Here is a 17,738-nt window from a genome sequence, read left to right on the forward strand (position 1 = left end):
CGAGCCTGCTCGCGAATGCGGTGGTTCAGCCAACACTGATGTCGAATGAGATACTGCTTTCGCGAGCAGGCTCGCTCCCACAGGGGATTGAGGTTGCCTGTGCGATTACTTCCCGGCGTTGATAGTCACGGTCTTGATCGCACCCAGTTCCAGGTCCCATTTCTTGAGGATCGCCTGGTAACTGCCGTCATCGATCATGCTCTGCAGCGCAACCTTCACCGCTTCACTGAGCTCAGGTTTTTTCTTGCTTACGCCCATACCGGTGAACTGCTCGGAGATCGGCAGGCCCACGGTCTTGTACATGTCCTTTTCCTGGGTCTTGAGGTAGGGCAGGGTTTCGCTGCCCTGCATGGCCGCATCGATGCGGCTCTGGCGCAGTTGCGCCCGGGCATCGGCCGAACCCTCGGTGCCGACCACGTTGATCGCAGGCTTGCCGGCGGCTTCACAGTTGGCTTTGCTCCACTCGGCGATCTCCGCCGGGAACGTGGTGCGGCGGCTGGTGCCGACCTTCTTGCCACACAGGTCGATGATCGCGTTGGTGTCCTTGTTTTTCTGCAAGGTGTAGAACTGCGGCCCGCTGGTGAAATAGTCGACGAAGGTCACGCTGGCCTGACGTTCGGCGGTGTCGGTCATGCCCGACAGCACCATGTCCACGCGGTCGGTGGTCAACGCATTGATCATTTGCTCGAAGCCGGTCTCCTGCCATTTGATCTTCACGCCCAAGCGTTCGGCCAGGGCATTGCCCAGGTCGTAGTCAAAGCCGGTGAGGGTGTTGGTGGCCGGGTCCTTGAAATCCATCGGCGGGTAGTTCGGCATGATCGCTACGACGATTTCGCCCTTGGCCTTGATGCTGGCCGGCAATTCGGCGGCGAAGGAAAAACCGGATGCCATAACGCCTGCGAGTACTGCTGGAATAACGAAGTTCTTCATGGTCGTTCTCTTATGAGTGTTGTGAGCGCCAGCGGGCGCCTAGGTTCGAACGGCAGAAATGAAGCTCTGGGTGCGAGGGTTTTGCGGACTTATTAGTATTTCTTCGGGGCTTCCAGCCTCCACGATCTGCCCGCCGTCCATGAACACCATGCGGTTGGAAACCTCGCGGGCGAAGCCCAGTTCATGGGTGACGACGATCATGGTCATGCCGGTCTGCGCGAGATCGCGCATCACCGACAGCACCTCACCGACCAGTTCCGGGTCGAGTGCCGAAGTGGGTTCATCGAACAGCATCAGCTTGGGGCGCATGGCCAACGCACGCGCAATAGCGACACGTTGCTGCTGACCACCCGACAGCTCGATCGGGTAGCTGTGGTGCTTGTCGGCCAGGCCGACGCGGGCCAGCAGCTCCAGGGCTTCTTCATGCGCTTCTTTGGGCGAACGCTTGAGCACCTGGCACGGGCCTTCGATGATGTTTTGCAACACGGTCATGTGCGGGAACAGGTTGAACCGCTGGAACACCATGCCGGTGGCCAGGCGCTGGCGGGCTATCTGCGTTTCGTTGAGTTCGTGCAGCTTGTTGCCGACGATTCGGTAACCCACCAGCTCGCCATCGACCCACAGGCCGCCCTTGTCGATTTTTTCCAGCTGGTTAACGCAACGCAGCAAGGTGCTCTTGCCCGAGCCGGATGGGCCGATGATGCACAGCACTTCGCCTTGCTCGACCTCGATGTTGATGTCCTTCAGGGCGTGGAATTGGTCGTAGTATTTGTTCAGGCTCACGGCCTTGACGATGCTTCTCATGTGCGGCTCCTCAAGAACGCTTGCCGGCGCCGCGAGCGAAACGACGCTCCAGCCGGCTTTGGCCAAAGGACAGGACGGTGACCGTGGCCAGGTACCAGATCCCGGCGACGATCAGCAGCTCCATCACGCGGGCGTTGGCGTAGTAGATGTTCTGGGCGTTGTAGAGCAGTTCCGAGTACTGGATCACGCTCGCCAGCGAGGTCATTTTCACCATGCCGATGAACTCGTTGCCCACTGGAGGGATGATGATCCGCATGGCCTGGGGCAGGATGATTCGGCGCAACGCTTGCAGGCGCGGCATGCCGATCGACTTGGCGGCTTCGTACTGCCCGGTGTCCACCGAGAGCAGGCCGGCGCGGACCACTTCGGCGGTGTAGGCACCCTGGTTGATGCTCAGGCCAAACAGGGCGGCCACGAACGGAGTCATCAGGCTCACGGTGTCCATTTCAAACACGCCGGGAATTCCGATGGTGGGGAAGATCAGCGCGAGGTTGAACCACAACAGCAACTGCAGAATCAGCGGCGTACCGCGAAACAGCCAGGTGTAGGTCAGCGCCACGTAGCGCAGGATCGGGTTGGCCGACATGCGCATGATCGCGGTGATCACGCCGAACACGATACCCAGCGCCATCGCCAGCACCGCCATGACGATGGTGTTGAGCAGCCCCCACATGATCGCCTCTGAGGTCAGGAACTGGCCGATGTACGACCATTCGATCTTGCCTTCGGCGAAGGCGCGCACTAGGCCGATGAGCGCAATAACGATCACCGTGGCGAAGAAGATCCGCCCGTAATAACGCCGGGGCACATGGTCATACTGGGTAATGTCGAACTGGTTTTCCGCCAGCTTGCGCTCCGCCTGGAGTCGTTCTGCCTGTGTCTGGCTCATGTTGGTTCTCCGTACGCTTTTTCAGATCCACCACATTTCCCCTGTGGGAGCGAGCCTGCTCGCGAATGCGGTGGGTCAGTCAACATTGATTTAATCGGGATACCGCGTTCGCGAGCAGGCTCGCTCCCACACGTTTTGCGTCATGACCTAAAGGCGGAACCCTTGGTATTCCTCGGTCCACGTTTGCTGAGCGGCGAGCGCGCTTTTCAAACGGCCAAGCTGTTCACGCACTTGTTCTGGCGCGGTGCCGCCCCAGCCATTGCGGGCGGCGATCGCAGCTTCCAGGGTCAGGCTTTCGCGTACTTCGGGGGTAAGGCGCGGGTCGATTTCCGCCAGCAGTGCCGGGGAGGCTTCCCACAGTTCGATAGCGTGTTTCTCGCAAGCCTGGACCAACGCACCGGTGATCTCGTGAGCCTCCTTGAACGGCACGCCGCGCACCGCCAGCCAGTCGGCGACTTCGGTAGCGAGGGTAAAACCCAGCGGTGCCTGGCGACGCAACTCTTCGATGTCGACCTTCATCGTCGCCACCATTCCGGCCATGGCCGGCAGCACCAGCAGCAAGGTGTCGACGCTGTCGAGCACGCCGTGCTTGTCTTCGCTCAGGTCGCGGTTGTAGGACAGTGGCAAGGATTTGAGCGTGGACAGCAGCCCGGTCAGGTTGCCGATCAGGCGACCGGCCTTGCCCCGTGCCAGTTCGGCGATGTCAGGATTCTTTTTCTGCGGCATGATCGAACTGCCGGTGGCGTAGGCATCGTCCAGCGCGATCCAGCGAAACTGCCGCGACGACCACAGGCAGAATTCTTCGGCGAGGCGAGAAATGTTGATGCCGAGCATGCTGGCGATGAACAGGAACTCGGCGACGTGATCGCGGCTGGCCACGGCATCGATGGAGTTCTCGCATACGCCGCTGTAGCCCATCTCCTTCGCCGACTGCTGAGGTAAACGAGCGATCGCCGAACCGGCCATGGCCGCCGCACCGAGTGGCGACAGCGAAGTGCGCGCGTCCCAGTCCACCAGGCGCTGCACGTCGCGCAGCATCGATTGGGCATGGGCCAGCAGATGATGGGCAAACACGATCGGCTGTGCCTGCTGCAGGTGAGTAAATCCGGGGCAGATGCTCTCGATGTGCTGCTCGGCCTGGTTCACCAGCGCTTGCTGCAAGCCCAGCACTTCAACGGCCAGGGTACGTACGTGGTCCCGCAGGAACAGCCGCAGGTCGTTGGCCGTCTGGTCGTTGCGCGAACGCCCGGCCCGCAGCTTGCCACCGAGTGTACCGAGGCGTTCGGTCAGCAGCCGCTCGATGAACGTGTGGACGTCTTCATCATCCAGGGTCGGGGCAATGATGCCAGCGCGGTAATCCGTGCCGATGCGCTCCAACGCGTCGAGCATGGTCAGGGTTTCTTGCTCGTTCAGCAGTCCGGCACGCTGTAATTCCCGAGCATGGGCCTTGGAGCCGGCGAGGTCGTACGGGGTGAGCCGAAAGTAGCGTTCAGGACAACGGGAGAGGGCCGCCAAGGCTTCGGAAGGGCCGCTTTTGAAACGCGCCCCCCAGAGACGGTCGGTGGGTTGGGACATTGTTGTTTTCCTCGTCGGTAACGCGAACTGAAACGGGTACTCCAGGCCGCAACATCGCCACAAAACAAGCGAACGAAGTCAGGCCAGAGCAGTTTTCAAGAGGGCAGTTGCATCGGTGCGAGTGCTGATCGAAGTGTCAGCTTTTAATGTTTTGCGATCAGCGCCTTGGCACTGATGTCTTGGATTTATTGGCGGTTGCCAAGCCTGGTTTTCTGTGTTCATTATTATTAGGCCAGCGTGTTTTTGTTGTGGGCACAGGTTGTTGAATTGGGCGTCAGAGGTAAATAAGCATTATGGAAACCCCACTTTCCAATTCCGGAAACCCGCCGCCGAAAACGCCGCAACGGGCACCACTAGCCCTCAGCGGGCTGGACTTCAAACTGCTCAAAGTGTTCAAGGCCGTGGTCGAGGCAGGGGGCTTCAGTGCAGCGCAAAATGAGCTGAATGTGGGATTGGCTGCCATCAGCAAGCAGATTTCCGACCTGGAAATCCGCATCGGCATGCGCCTCTGCACACGCGGGCGCGAGGGCTTTCACCTGACGGAAGAGGGGCGCCTGGTGTATCAGGCGTCAATCGATTTATTTGCCTCGGTCGACAACTTTCGCGATCGCCTTAGTTCAGCGCAAAACGAACTTGTCGGTGACCTGGGCGTGGGCGTTATTGACAATACGATCTCTGACGAAAATTCCCCGTTAGTTGCCGCGCTCAGGCGCATGAACGAACAATCGCCGAAGGTCAGGTTTCAACTTCAGGCCAGCCAACTCGACGAGGTTGAAAGAGGGGTCGTCGAGGGGCGACTGGTGGCGGGAATCGTGCCGATCTATCAAAAACGCGAGGAGTTCGACTACTACGAGCTGTACGAAGAACGCTCGGAAGTCTATTGCGCCCTCGGCCATCCGCTGTTCGCCATGCCGGAGGCAGACATGGGCGAGGATGTACTCAAGGATCATGAGTGCATCAACCATCGCTACGCGATTCATCGCGACAAACTGAAGTTTGCCCACTACGACAGCTTTTCCGCCTCGGCCACCCAGGTGGAGGCCGTTGCGCTACTGATCAAAACGGGGCGTTTCCTGGGATTCCTGCCCCGGCATTACGCCGCGCCGATGGTGGCGCGGGGCGAGTTTCGCGCGGTACGGCCGGACCTGATCAACATCGTCACGCCGTTCAGCCTGATCCTGCGCCACAACACGGTGCGCAGCCCGTTGGTCAAGGCCTTTGCCCAAGCACTGGGCGTGGATTTGAAGGCTTCGGTTTGATTGCTCTAAGCGCCTGGGCTGATCTCGATTCGATCAGTTTTAATGCCTTCAGAACGCTGCATGGTCTCCGGAACCCCGACCCACAGCAGTAAAAACGCCGCCCCGGCGACGCTAGCGAGTGTCAGGAAAGCCGCATCGTATCCGGCCGCCTCAACCACGAATCCCGCCAGACCATTACTCAACGCCGCACCGAGGCCAAACACTGTAGTGAGTGCGCCCAAGCTGATGTTGAAGTGGCCGGAACCGAGCGTGAGATCTTTGACCATGACCGGGAACAACGCGCCGAAAAGCCCGGCGCCGACACCGTCGAGCAGCTGTACCGTGACCAGCCAGTACGGATCATCCGACAAGGTATAAAGCACACCGCGCAACGGCAGGATCAGAAAACCCGCCAACAGCAGCGGCTTGCGGCCCCATTGATCGGCTCTGGCGCCAGCCAGCAGCGCCATCGGCACCATGACCAGCTGCGCCGCGACGATGCAGGCGGAAGTGAGCGGGGTGGCTATGTGCAGATTGGCTTGCGCAAGTTTTTGGCTCACCAGCGGCAGCATGGCGGCATTCGCCAGGTGGAACAGCGCGCAGCAAACCGCAAACATCAACAACGGTCGGTGGCTGAGCAACACGGCAAACCCGGAGGGTTGAGGGTGGCCAACGCCGCGAGGTTCGAGACCGCGAGCCAGATCAACGTCGATGGCTTCAGCCGAGACGAACGCCACGGCGCACACGCTTGCCAGCGCCATGATCGCCATCAGGTAAAACACCGCCACCGGGCCGAACAGGTAAGCAGACAAACCGGCCAGCAACGCCGCGCAGACGTTGCCGGCATGGTTGAAAGTTTCGTTGCGCCCGGTTCGCCGCGTGAAAGCGCGAGGACCGGTGATGCCCAGGGTAATCGCCGAAATGGCCGGAGCAAAGATCGAGGCCGCCGCCGCACTCAACGCCTGCGTAAGCGCTACCAGGCTGAATGACGAGACGAAGGGCAACACCAGGCAAGTGGCGGTCACGACCAGCGCGGCCATCACAATCAACGCGCGCTTGGCACGGCTGCTGTCGACCAGCGCTCCAGCGGGAGTTTGCGTGATCAGGGCCGCGACGCCAGCGATCGTCATCACCACGCCGATGCTCGCCGGGTCCCATTGATGCACCGCCAGCAAGTAAATCGCCAGATACGGCCCGAGACCGTCGCGCACGTCGGCGAGAAAGAAGTTGAGGCTGTCCAGCGACAGGTTGTTGCGGCGATCCAGATGAGCAGTCACGGGGGGAGTCTTTACGAAGTGAGGTTCGGCGAAATTGACTCAACCTCGGCGAGGTTAGAGACCGGTGCGGTGGGGATTAGTTGCAGGGGGGCGGATCCGGATTTGTGACCAGCCCTTAAAAACCGATACCCCCTGAACGCCCCCCATTCTCCGCCTCCATCCCCCTCCGAACAAAAAAAAACGAAAAAAAATCGCGTGCTTTCGTAATTTCATTTCCATAGCAAGCAAAAATTTTCAGACCTAACCCACTGAAATTCTTGAGTTACTTAAATTTAAGAATTTATTGTGGTTTGACGCCAGTATTTTAGATGCTAGACCTCAAACACGGCTATGTAATTTGAAGTAATTATGGCGTGACGCCATCAGTGGTTGGATGTACATAGCCTTGATCAGGAAGTTTGCTTAAACCGGATAGTGATGAATGCCGTAGCTAGGCAACTTCTTCTACCTAACAGCGAAACTGATGAGGCTTATCATGGCTAATGAACATCAACCAAAGCTGAGAATCGTGAAAACCGGAGGCACTAAAGTTCTGAGCGTCAGCATGAGGACTGCGGGTAACCAGTATTTTCCAGGCCTGCCAGCTTCATGCCAACTGCTTCCCAAACTCAGATTCCTAAGAGTCGCCGATCAGCTCCTGCTCTGCGTTAAAACCCCAGGTGAGTCAGAGTTCAAGCCGGTCACGATGACTGCGTACTCAGCCAAGCCGGTACTCACGCCTGTGTCGGTGGAGACACTCGCGCAAACAGACGACGTGGAGCTTGGTAAGCCGTGGCCGCACAAAGTCCAGATAGACATGCAGTCCTTGGACGCTAGGTCGCTGCGCGGAATCATGGAACTTGCCCAAGATCCTCTGGAGTTCTCTCCCGACACGGAGGAGGTAGTGGAACGCGCATTCCAGGCCTCACTTAATCAAAGCATAGGCAAGCGGGCCTTTTGGGAGCTTGTCAGGTCAGAGTGCCAGGCAGTCGGCATCAAAGCGCCGTCATATCAGTTGGTGGCCCGGCGGTTAGATTGCCTGTTCTCGCGTGAGGTGCTGCGGCATCACCCATTGACCCGCCAAGGTCATATGAGTCACTCGGAGGGCTTTCCATCGGAATAGCCCACTACCACAAATCCCTGGCAGCGCAACATACGTTTGCATCGTCAGGGAATTATCGACCAGCACGCCGCTCCACTCGCAGCACGGTATCAGCACGACACACCGCGACAAAACGCGCCGATATCGCAACTCTTGCGCACTGAGAGCGTCGACGGGTCAATTGGAGGTGTGCCATGGGCACATATACCAACCCAGATGGCAGTAAACAGCTTGTAAGCTTCGAAGGGCAACTTTGGGTCGTTGAAGATATCGACACGCCCACTCGCAAGTTGCACCTTAAAAATCTTCGCAATGACACATTGAGGCTAGTGAATCCGGCGCTAGTGGAATCGGTCGAGCATGACACGATAGTCAAGGCCGCTGAGGCCACGATTGCAGAGAAATCTGCGAAGCGTGCATTGATACTCGGAGAGGACTTCACCCCAGAACAGAAGGAGAAGGCGCGCCATCGCTTTGAGATTATCGAAAAGCAGTTTGCCGGTACGCTGTCGGCCGAGGCGGCTGCGAAGGAGTGCGGTCTGAGTTTGCAGCGTTACTACGAAATACGTCTGTTGTTCAATGCTGAGATTGGCCCAATCAGTCTTTTAGGCAAAAAGCGGGGCCGCAAAAAAGGTACCAAGACGATAGCTCCCGAAGTTGAGCAAATCATAGCGGATCAGGTATGGCTCTACCGGGGGCATGGCGCTTCATACCGTACGGTATGGAAGGGAGTGCAGGCGGTTTGCGCTGAACTGAAGATCAAGGACGTGCCGTCGTATGAGACGGTATGTGATCGGATGAATAACCTTCCGGAGCATGGCAAGGACGTCCAGGTGCATGGCAAAAACCACGCCGATGACGTCTTTAAACTCCGGGACGGGTTTCGGGAACTCAGCCGGCCACTTGAGCAGGTGCAGATCGATCACACCGTGGCCGACGTATTCCTTGCCAGCCGTTATGATCGCGAACACCCGGTGGGGCGGCCATGGATCACGATTGCAATTTGTGCCAAGACGAAGGTAATCCTCGGCTTCTATGTCAGCTTGCGTTACCCCAGCCTGTGCAGCGTTGCTCACACATTGAAGCATGCCGTATTGAGCAAAGACGCCTTCATGAAGAGCTTGGGGTTGGAGGATCACGATTACGAGTTCCACGGTGTCTTCAACGAGCTGCTGACTGATAATGCTAGGGAGTTTCGGTCAGCAAATCTCGTGGCTGCCTGCGCCCTAGAAGGCATCAAGCTGCGTCACCGCTCCCAAAAACAAGACGGCGGTATCTGTGAGCGTGCGCTCGGCACGCTAAACATCGGGTACGTTCAGATGTTACCTGGAGGAACGGCGTCCAGGACTCGCAAGGATCGAGACTACAACCCGGAGAAGCACAAAGTCCTGACGTTGGAGGAGTTCATCCAATACTTCACGCTGGCGGTGTGTGAATACCACGACACCGCAGGCGAGGACGGTAAGACGCCTCGGGATCGTTGGCTTGAAGCACTGCGCGATGAAAACGGCCGGCCTGTTGTTCCTCGCAACGTCCACGATGTGAAAAACTTCATCATCGAGGTCATGCCTGAAAAGCGCCCCGTGATGAGCAAGACCGGACTCAAGGTCAACGGCTTCCGCTACTCCAATAATCTGCTGCGCCACATGATCGGTAAACCTATTCGGGTCAAATACGACCCGGCGAACTTGTCGAGTATCCTGGCAAGGTTTGAAGGCCAATGGATCGAAGTTCCTTGCTGCGAGAAGACCACTGGTACGCTGACGGCCAAGGCGATCCTACAGAAGTATCTGAAGCGGGCAGGCAAGCTGGGCGAGCGTGCGGTGAAAGCATTCTTGGCACGCTCTGAACAGCTGAGGCAAGCAATTCTGGCTGACATTCCTGCACTGCGAAAGCAGCGCGAAATCAACGAGGCTGACAAGAACGGTGCGCTCCTGATTCATCACGAGCGGTCAAAGAAAAAGCGTAAGGATGCCACCCGCAACTTCTCGGTTCCCGTTGAACCATTTGAGGGGGAGTAGCCATGGACCTATCGCACCTCGCTCCTAAGGTTCAACAGGTGGCAATGCTTGATGCATCGGAGCGCATCCAGCTATGCGATAGCCCGGTGTGGATCAAAACCAATACCAGCCAGACTTTTATCTCCGACATCGAGCGGATGGTCAAGGCGACCCGCATGGGCAGCCGAACCTGCATGGCACTGATTGGAATCAGCGGGATCGGTAAAACGAAGATGATTGAACAGGTTGAGGCACGGCTCAACGCGCCTGACTCCACCCAAATTCTCAATATCGATCTGTCTGAGTATGGTCGCCATATTGACCTTCAGCAGATCTTCTTGAGTCGTTTGGGGTTTACGGAATCAGTCAAATCGCTTTGCACTGCAAGCGGTATCAATCGCATCGCAGAAAGGATCAAGCAAATGCACCTTGCGGTTTGCATTCTTGATGAAGGTAATGCGTTGGCTGGCGTAAAAAACATGCTCCTGCAACCCAATTACACGTACCTGCGCGCGATGGCCAATCGTGACTTTGGCATTAGCTTGGTCGTGGCTGGGACTGACGAACTCAAGACCTACTTGGGGATGGATCCCCAGTTGCGCTCCCGGTTCGGGGTGTGGGAGGTTCCCGAATGGAGCGCCGAAGGAGAAGACTTTTCTCGGTTTCTCAAGGCATTTGTTCGATTCATTCCACTGCGCAAGCCGTCCAAGCTAGACACCCCGGAAATCCAGGAAATGCTTATCGTCAATTGCCAAGCGAGTACCCGGGATATCGTCCGGGCACTGATCAGTGCCGCCAAGCTGGCAATCGAACTGGAGCACGAATGCATCGACGAAGAGCTGCTGGACAGCTGTTTGGAAGCTCGGCTGCCCGGTTTCCTTGAGTAAATCAACATGGGGCGACGCTGGGTTGGCAGCTCTGCAAACCAAGCGCCGCTCGACCGCGTTCTCGCGCTAATCAATCAGAACGGAGATAGGGCACAGAGCAGGTTGTTCATTGTTCGAGGCGAGGCGGGGGCGGGTTCCAGTGCCTTCGCCTCACGTCTCCGAGCGCTGCTCGACAGCAGGCAGGCGCGCACGCTTTACGTCCCGAGAATGCCATTCAATTCCGATTTTGTTTTTTCTTCCCATGTCCTGAAATCCTTGGGCTTGCCTCCTTCAGTCGCCCTCACGTCGGGCCGACGTGTTGAGCGCCACTACAAAGCGGCCATGCAGCTTAGGCGTTACGAGGCTGTCGTTTGCGAGGATGCTCATGACTTTTTTCATAAACACCAGCCCAAAGTTCAAGGGATTTGCGATTCGATCCAGGCTCTGACGCAACCGCCTTACAGTCATTGTGTAGTGCTTTGCGGCCTGCATGATCCGCTGACGGCCGTGGGCCATAAAGCCACGGCTATGGGTATAGAAGTGACGTTTTTCGACCTTGAGGCAATGAGCTGCGATCTCTCATATCTTACCTTCGTCCGAGACGTGATCGCCGCAAATCAAGGACACCGCTTTCCTCCATATTTTCCAGAGGCTAATGCTACGGTATCCGCACGCACGTCTCCCAAAAACGTCAACAACCCTGAAACCCCCGAAATCCCCGAAACGCCGGAAACCCCGGAAACCCACGAGAGACTCGATGCTCCTAAAAGCGCACCTCTAGCCGCCGACACCAAGCTGACCGAACTCCCGATCCTTTCTTCCAAGTCGGCGCTTGCTGCGGAGCAGGCTGTGCTCGGTGCGGCGTCCTTTATGGCACTCAAACAATCACCTCTGACGGCGCAGGGCATCGATGTTCAGATGTTGCACGAACATACCAAGGGGCTGATCGGGAATACCGTGTCAGTGCTCAAAGGGCTTCTGGTGGATGCTGAAATAGCAGAGCAAGCCACTGCTGGAGATAAGGTTCGTCGGGACGTTGGAATGGAAACCGCGTTAACTGAGGCGGTGATCGGGGGGAATGGTTCAGCGTTGAAAATCGATATTCCGGCCCTCCCATCGATGGATGACCATGCCGGCGACGGCACGCTCTATCCGGCCGAAACTCCTGGCGGGCTGCAACTGCTGCTGCCCATTGGCCCTCCAGTGGTGCACCAGATGGAGATTCAGCTAGAGCTTGCGCTTGATATAAACGTGCACATGGGGCCCAAGGCATCGATTATCGCGCAGGGCGAGATGAACTCAGCCATGCAGCAGAGCTTCACGAGGTCAATCAGGCAGCTGGAGCCCGCGAAGTCGATCGTCACGCCATCGGTGGGCGATACCTCGGGATCACCCGAGACACACGCTTGGGAAGCCGCCGCGATTCGGACTACCAGGATGTCGGCCGCATGCAACAAGACGACCCAGGGCTCTATCCACAAAAAGCGGAAGCTTTTTCAGAATCTTTTGGCACCTATTTACGACGAGACATTAGGGTCGTGGCTCGATCGAAACGCGAATGCCGGTCAAGCTTCCATGATCCACCAAGGGTTTCTAGATTGGTGCATGGGACTGCTGCGGTTGGAAAATGAATCCTCAAAGCTGTCAGCTGGGGAGGACTCCTACGAGGCTCCTTGGGCGAGGCCAACAGCACTCGATGAACAAGATGGCCAGACACGACCTTGGGATCCTAACGCGCTTCTGGGGACTTCACGATCACGAGCAATAGGCATGACCATCAAAGAGTTGGAGTACGACGACCTGTATCGATCAGAGTCGTTCCTGAACGTCTTCCCCAGACCTTTGGCTGTTCACCTGGCTGAGCGCTTTACGCTGCCGGTCAATGCAACGGCGCAGTACGATAATCGCCGCTATTGTGCTCAGTGCCTGGCAGACGACGTCATGGGGATGAAAGCCCCAGCGCTAAGGCGGGCATGGCGTGACCGTGGCGCGGCGGTCTGCACGGAACATCGGCAACCTGTTCTTCTTCAACAGCTGGAAAAAGGGCATTTGAGCAAGCCAGCGGGTGCTTGGCAGGCCTATATACAGCAGACGTTAAACGGGCATTTTGATCATGGGGTTGGGTTAGTGTCTCGGCACAGCTCCGGTTACCAATCGGCTTCGAGTGAGACCAGGGTATGCCGGGCAGTGCGACGTATCCAGGACTGGGTAGCGAATTCGCCCGCCATACCTTCTGTGCAGCATCCGTCGAAATATTGCTTGTACTTCATACTTGGTTTTTTCCTGTATCAGCCAAACCTCGTCAGTGATGGCGGAGCCGCCCGCTGGTTTTTCAAAGGAGTGAGGGGAGATAGGCTAGACACTCCTAGGTACTGCAAGCCTACCGTGAGTCAGATGGTCAAAAATATCGAGACGGCGGCACCGCGCTCACTCGCAGTCGGGTATTTATTGCTCGGAACCGCCTTCAATCTTTTGGCAGAGAGCGAGATGGACTTGCTTCGTCGAGAGTTACATTTTACGGAAGCCCTGTTTCCAGAGAATCGCGACGAGCTCAAACTGATGGCTCTATGTTTCCAGCGCTATCATCTAACTGCTGTCTGGGAAAGCGCTGTAGCAAGTTTGCCTGCGGGAGATCTATTACATCTGGAATGGCTGTTTAGTAGGAGTTGATGGACGCCGTTATCCGAAATCGAAAGTAATGTATGAATCTCGCTCCACTCCAACTCACCATCCCACTCACAGTCAAACGCAAATCCGAGATTCAAACTCCAACTCAACGTGCTACAGATGAATTGGAGGTGCGGTGGAGAGGCTTATAGGTAACTTAATGAGGATGCATCTTACGCATTCGCAGGCAGGTTTATGGATTCAGTATTTTTCAGATTGTCAGGTATTGAAAAAGCACGCAATCTGGGCACATCACCCAGTGGGGAATCGCAATTGGATAGGTTACCTATAAAACACTAATAATGAATTCATGGTGGGACGCCATCCTATCCATTGGTGTTTTGAGGCGTGGAGTTATGGTCTCCGTAGGTCGCCGTGAGGATGCCCTCGTTCATCGGATCGGGTAGGGCTTGTGGGATGATCGTGACACCCAGTGGTCGGACGACAACATCAGCCCAAGCGTCTGCTTTGAGGTGGCGAGCTTTGGATCGCTGACAATATACGCCATAATCGAAATTCTCTACCGCCCCAAGACGCCCAGTTTAGAGCGGTTGCACACCCCTCGTTCACTTTCCTTACGAGGGCCAAAACGATGGGCGCGAGGTGGCTAAATCCTAAACCAGCATTTGAACGATTTTGCCATAAATTGACAACATGCGAGCTTGGCATAGGCTCAAGCTAATAGTGGCACCATTTTCCGTGTCCGTATGCAACTTGTGAGATTGTTGCACGAGACGATTTAATGTCCCTAACTCTATGATTTTATGTGGGATTTTCGTGCTTCATCAGATTGCTGGGCGCCAAGGGGCTCATTATCAGGACAGAATTCGCCACGTAGTGGGGGCAGTACCTCGACAGAGTGGCAGGTTCGAGATACAACCGACTGATTTTATAGACATTAACGCTTCCAAGTGGACAAAAGCTGCGAACGTCTTTAAGCAAGCTGGGCATTGCGCTACACTCAAATCAGGCCAAAAGCATGGTGAGCAATCATGAGTCGACCACATCCGTTCGTGAAATACTTGCAGCTGCAGAGTCTGCTGGCCCGTGTCGCGGATGAGATGCGCGAGCTCGAGACTAGCGATGTCAACTACCGCCTTGATCGGGAGTTTAGCGGCAAGCTCGACGACTTGATCCAGCGCTATGGATATACCGATGATGAAGTGGTACGGATTCTAAAGCTTATTCACGAACATGAAGCCCATGGTCACAAAGGTATCTTGCGACTCTTTGATCGTAAACCACCCGAGGACAAACTTGATCTGAGGTCGTCAGATGTCGGTGTTGAGCGCAGTTCGCCAAAGATTCCACACGATCGTAGGCCGTCGGAGGTTCCTCAAGCCGATAGAGTCAAAGATGAGGTGGCCTAAGCGATATCACGCATAACGGTTAACCGGACTTGAGCGCTGGCTGGGTAAGTAAATTGTCAACACAGCGCGCATCTCAATGATGACTACAGCAAGGGGGGGGAACCAATGACAGCTCTACTGGATTACATTTCCCACATTGAGCAGATCGAAAAACTCGAAAATAGCTCAGCCCTTGAGAAAGACATGCGATTTTATCAAGAGCTCGTGGCTCTTAAAGCGCAATACAACTACACTGCCGCCGATGTTCTACGGTTGTTAAAACCGGCTACATCAGTTGCCGCACCGTCTCTTGTAGATGAGTTGTTTGAAGTTCTGTTATCAGAAGATAAGTTGGCTTCAGTTGCGAATTCCAGCGCTAAGACGCTAAGGCGCTACCGCAACCCCCATACAGGCGAGGTTGTAGAAACCCGGGGATCGAATCATAGTCGGTTGAAGGAATGGAAAAAAGAGTACGGGGCCGACGCTTTGGCTGCTTGGAGGGAGCTTTGAGGTAGCCGGGCTAATATTGCAGGCTTGCTGAATATTCACCGGCGATGTCGAGTCGAGACATCATGTGAAGGTAGGGACATATCATCACCAACGCTCGTTTCCTCCAGACGGCGCGTTCATGCCAACCTTGGACGCCGAGCATGCCCACCAGTGACGCTATGTCACGCCGATATGCCTAGTAAAGTGATCTACCGCCTACAGTAAAGTTGGCCATGAATGCTGAGTGCAAGCAAGCTGATTCCAATGTTCAGCCTCAGACTCGATCCAACAACCCCTTTACACCTAAGTCGCGCCTGCGGGCACATACCCTATATCGAACGCCGAATACGAGCCGTTGGTGCAGCCTGCTTTACGGTATGGCGCCTCAATCAACATCAGGTGAATGAGTTGATCGATGGCGGCCATGCGACGAGCGCTATGCGGGACGCCGGCTTTTCCGATGCTCCGGGATTGTGAGACTAAGACCGTCGTACCAAGCATCACTGAGTCATGACGACGCATCTAAAATCACTGTTGAGAAATCCCGTTCTCCGTTGGGGCCTCTTGAGCATCTTCCCTTGGGACATCGACCGCATTCGGAAGCAGGATCTTGCGCCAACTCAAAGCTTCGTCCCCCGTAAACGAATGCTCGGCGGCCAGTAGTCCTGCATGACCAGGATAGTTGTTGACGGCGAAAGCGAGTAAAGCCCGGCTTCGCTCGATATCGCCCACGCTGCGGTAGCGCTCGGCGAGGGTGAGACTGATAGCCGCTTCGAAAAGCCTAGGTAATTGTAAGCCGCTGGGCTTTGATCGCTTTTTGAAAAAGTCGTCGTGGCCTTCGCGGTGCACTTGCAGATCCCACAGTTCTGCAGGATCGATGGCATAGCACAGCAGCACAAGGGCTTCGGCTGACAACGTGTCTAAATACTGTTGAAGCGCTTCATGCACTGTGTCGCAGTTGGGCGATCGACACTCTTCAGCAACGCTGATATTGAACAAAATGTGAAGGACTGCCATCGCATGGCGATCACGCTTGGGTGCCCGCGCAACGGTGCGTTCGATATCGGCCAGCACTGGCCGCAAATCAGTAATTTGAGCATCTGCACTATGAGTTTCCACAGCTGCCAATTGCTGAAGAAAGCCTTCCAAACGTCTACGCGCCTCTTTGGAAGAGCTTAAAGGATGTCCTACCCAATACTGCGGTGCCAACTGCATCACCACGACGCCCGATTGTTCCAAGCTGTAGTCATAGGTCTCCTTTTCCAGCTTAGGGCCGCGATGGACGAAGGATCTGATTACATGACGAGTCAGGCGGGCGAGCCCTTGGAAGGTGAGTGTCGGCTGCCGGTTGACATAGCTAACTTCGGAGTGGCCATGAGGAAGAGTCAGCTCGTGTGGAAGCGCCTGGATCTGATGGACGTACTTTGAACGCAAGGCGTAAGCCTGCCGCAAGGCTTCCACCAGCTCGCATTGAGCAATGGGATGACCAACCAGAGCGTCGCCCGTTCGGTAGTAGCTCTCGTCAACATGACTCAGCACGAACTCTCGATATCGGCGCCCGAGCGAAAGGTGCTCCGAGGCCAAAATTGCGCCCCTGACGGCTTGTGCGGCGACGGGATCTGCCGATTCAAGTGCCGCATCAATGGCGTCCCGTTTTCGCTCGTCAACATCGTTCCATGCCGAACTGTACCCATCGAATTCTTGTGCTAGCGATTCTATAGCGGAGACCATCAAGGTGTAGGCAAGCCCCAGATCGTCTCGAATGCGATGGACGCCTGACACGTACGTTTTGATTGCCCGCATCGCGCCGAGATACAGACGACGCTTAAGGCCAACCAATTGTTCACAAAAATCGACTAGCTCCTGCGCATCTGATTGGTGGACGTAGAGCTCAGAGTCGAAGCAACGTCGAAGGAACTGCGAAGGAGGGTGATAGGAGCTCAACCCCGGCGATCCGTTGGTCATTTGAGCCGTCAGTTCATGATCGGGCGTTACGATCGCATCGAGCGCAAAAGAGGCCACGGCTGAAAAATCCTGCATGTAGGACTGGACGGTGTGGGACACCAAGACTCCCGGAGCATCCTCGCCCTGTTCAATATGCTCTTCCAGTTCATAGACCAAAGCCTGGCTGCCTTTCCTGCCATCGGTACTGCGCAGCGTGCCGACCTTCGTGACTATGTCATCGCGCCAAGGCAGCTTCAAATTTGTGTAGAGGACGCCCCTAAGCTGGTTGGTTCTTCCAATCCCTGTTGCATACAGCTTACCGGTATTGATCTGCAGCATGGACAGCTCCTGATAACCATAGGGGGTCGCCGGCCCCAACAGCCCATCATGATACCTGACGGCAAGCCGTGAGCATCAAAGGTCACAATGTGCCGCGTCGTATTCGTTGCTTGAAGGCTCGAATGACGCTATTTGATTCGAGGCCCACCGATGGCGCTTCGTTCAGCCGCTCGCGCCACGTGCTTCAGTTATTTCCAAGTGCATCATCAGGTAGGGCCTCATAATTCGAACCGGCCATGAAAATCACTTGGCATAGCGGGGTGAATCAGAGAACGTAGGTTCTTTTTTGC

General features: G+C 56.1%; 13 protein-coding genes. 7 read left to right on the forward strand and 6 right to left on the reverse strand.

Going from position 1 to position 17,738, the window contains the following annotated elements:
• Nucleotides 1-105: 105 nt before the first annotated feature.
• The 4 genes from M1E16_RS13640 to argH all read right to left on the reverse strand — a co-directional run bounded on the left by M1E16_RS13640 (nt 106) and on the right by argH (nt 4,198).
• Nucleotides 106-930 carry an ABC transporter substrate-binding protein gene (locus tag M1E16_RS13640; protein WP_434657910.1) on the reverse strand — a complete coding sequence of 275 codons (825 nt, stop codon included), beginning with the start codon at nt 928-930 and terminating at the stop codon, nt 106-108.
• Nucleotides 931-969: 39 nt separating this feature from the next.
• Nucleotides 970-1,734, reverse strand: a complete 765-nt coding sequence (locus M1E16_RS13645) for an amino acid ABC transporter ATP-binding protein (RefSeq protein ID WP_434568409.1) — start codon at nt 1,732-1,734, stop codon at nt 970-972.
• A 10-nt stretch (nt 1,735-1,744) separates the two neighbouring features.
• Nucleotides 1,745-2,623, reverse strand: a complete 879-nt coding sequence (locus tag M1E16_RS13650; protein WP_434568408.1) for an amino acid ABC transporter permease — start codon at nt 2,621-2,623, stop codon at nt 1,745-1,747.
• A 147-nt stretch (nt 2,624-2,770) separates the two neighbouring features.
• On the reverse strand, nt 2,771-4,198 hold the full coding sequence (argH, locus tag M1E16_RS13655) for an argininosuccinate lyase (RefSeq protein ID WP_458130247.1): 1,428 nt from the start codon (nt 4,196-4,198) through the stop codon (nt 2,771-2,773).
• A 293-nt stretch (nt 4,199-4,491) separates the two neighbouring features.
• On the opposite strand from argH, the gene M1E16_RS13660 reads away from it, so the two are divergent.
• On the forward strand, nt 4,492-5,457 hold the full coding sequence (locus M1E16_RS13660) for a LysR family transcriptional regulator (protein WP_458130248.1): 966 nt from the start codon (nt 4,492-4,494) through the stop codon (nt 5,455-5,457).
• Nucleotides 5,458-5,462: 5 nt separating this feature from the next.
• On the opposite strand, the gene M1E16_RS13665 is transcribed toward M1E16_RS13660, so the two are convergent.
• On the reverse strand, nt 5,463-6,713 hold the full coding sequence (locus tag M1E16_RS13665) for an MFS transporter (protein ID WP_458130249.1): 1,251 nt from the start codon (nt 6,711-6,713) through the stop codon (nt 5,463-5,465).
• Nucleotides 6,714-7,188: 475 nt separating this feature from the next.
• On the opposite strand from M1E16_RS13665, the gene M1E16_RS13670 reads away from it, so the two are divergent.
• The 6 genes from M1E16_RS13670 (at nt 7,189) to M1E16_RS13695 (ending at nt 15,186) form a co-directional block, all read left to right on the forward strand.
• A complete protein-coding gene (locus M1E16_RS13670) occupies nt 7,189-7,815 on the forward strand; it encodes a hypothetical protein (protein ID WP_458130250.1) in 627 nt (208 codons plus the stop codon).
• Nucleotides 7,816-7,988: 173 nt separating this feature from the next.
• Nucleotides 7,989-9,815 carry a Mu transposase C-terminal domain-containing protein gene (locus M1E16_RS13675; protein ID WP_458130251.1) on the forward strand — a complete coding sequence of 609 codons (1,827 nt, stop codon included), beginning with the start codon at nt 7,989-7,991 and terminating at the stop codon, nt 9,813-9,815.
• Between the two features lie 2 nt (nt 9,816-9,817).
• Complete coding sequence (locus M1E16_RS13680; RefSeq protein WP_458130252.1) at nt 9,818-10,681, forward strand: TniB family NTP-binding protein; 864 nt, start codon at nt 9,818-9,820, stop codon at nt 10,679-10,681.
• Between the two features lie 207 nt (nt 10,682-10,888).
• Nucleotides 10,889-13,330, forward strand: a complete 2,442-nt coding sequence (locus tag M1E16_RS13685; RefSeq protein WP_458130253.1) for a TniQ family protein — start codon at nt 10,889-10,891, stop codon at nt 13,328-13,330.
• A gap of 989 nt (nt 13,331-14,319) precedes the next feature.
• On the forward strand, nt 14,320-14,697 hold the full coding sequence (locus M1E16_RS13690; protein WP_458130254.1) for a hypothetical protein: 378 nt from the start codon (nt 14,320-14,322) through the stop codon (nt 14,695-14,697).
• Nucleotides 14,698-14,802: 105 nt separating this feature from the next.
• Entirely contained in the window at nt 14,803-15,186 is a 384-nt protein-coding gene (locus M1E16_RS13695) for a histone-like nucleoid-structuring protein, MvaT/MvaU family (protein WP_458130255.1), read from the forward strand.
• A 507-nt stretch (nt 15,187-15,693) separates the two neighbouring features.
• Here M1E16_RS13695 and M1E16_RS13700 read toward each other — a convergent pair.
• A complete protein-coding gene (locus tag M1E16_RS13700) occupies nt 15,694-17,448 on the reverse strand; it encodes a hypothetical protein (RefSeq protein ID WP_458130256.1) in 1,755 nt (584 codons plus the stop codon).
• Between the last annotated feature and the right edge of the window lie 290 nt (nt 17,449-17,738).

The sequence above is a fragment of the Pseudomonas sp. Z2-11 genome (genome assembly GCF_054161305.1).

Bases quoted from the DNA above. Each gene is read 5' to 3' on its own strand.
- M1E16_RS13660 (WP_458130248.1), top strand. From the start codon at position 4,492: ATGGAAACCCCACTTTCCAATTCCGGAAACCCGCCGCCGAAAACGCCG.
- M1E16_RS13695 (WP_458130255.1), top strand. From the start codon at position 14,803: ATGACAGCTCTACTGGATTACATTTCCCACATTGAGCAGATCGAAAAA.
- M1E16_RS13675 (WP_458130251.1), top strand. From the start codon at position 7,989: ATGGGCACATATACCAACCCAGATGGCAGTAAACAGCTTGTAAGCTTC.
- M1E16_RS13685 (WP_458130253.1), top strand. From the start codon at position 10,889: ATGCCATTCAATTCCGATTTTGTTTTTTCTTCCCATGTCCTGAAATCC.
- M1E16_RS13670 (WP_458130250.1), top strand. From the start codon at position 7,189: ATGGCTAATGAACATCAACCAAAGCTGAGAATCGTGAAAACCGGAGGC.
- M1E16_RS13700 (WP_458130256.1), bottom strand. From the start codon at position 17,448: ATGCTGCAGATCAATACCGGTAAGCTGTATGCAACAGGGATTGGAAGA.
- M1E16_RS13640 (WP_434657910.1), bottom strand. From the start codon at position 930: ATGAAGAACTTCGTTATTCCAGCAGTACTCGCAGGCGTTATGGCATCC.
- M1E16_RS13645 (WP_434568409.1), bottom strand. From the start codon at position 1,734: ATGAGAAGCATCGTCAAGGCCGTGAGCCTGAACAAATACTACGACCAA.
- M1E16_RS13650 (WP_434568408.1), bottom strand. From the start codon at position 2,623: ATGAGCCAGACACAGGCAGAACGACTCCAGGCGGAGCGCAAGCTGGCG.
- M1E16_RS13680 (WP_458130252.1), top strand. From the start codon at position 9,818: ATGGACCTATCGCACCTCGCTCCTAAGGTTCAACAGGTGGCAATGCTT.
- argH (WP_458130247.1), bottom strand. From the start codon at position 4,198: ATGTCCCAACCCACCGACCGTCTCTGGGGGGCGCGTTTCAAAAGCGGC.
- M1E16_RS13690 (WP_458130254.1), top strand. From the start codon at position 14,320: ATGAGTCGACCACATCCGTTCGTGAAATACTTGCAGCTGCAGAGTCTG.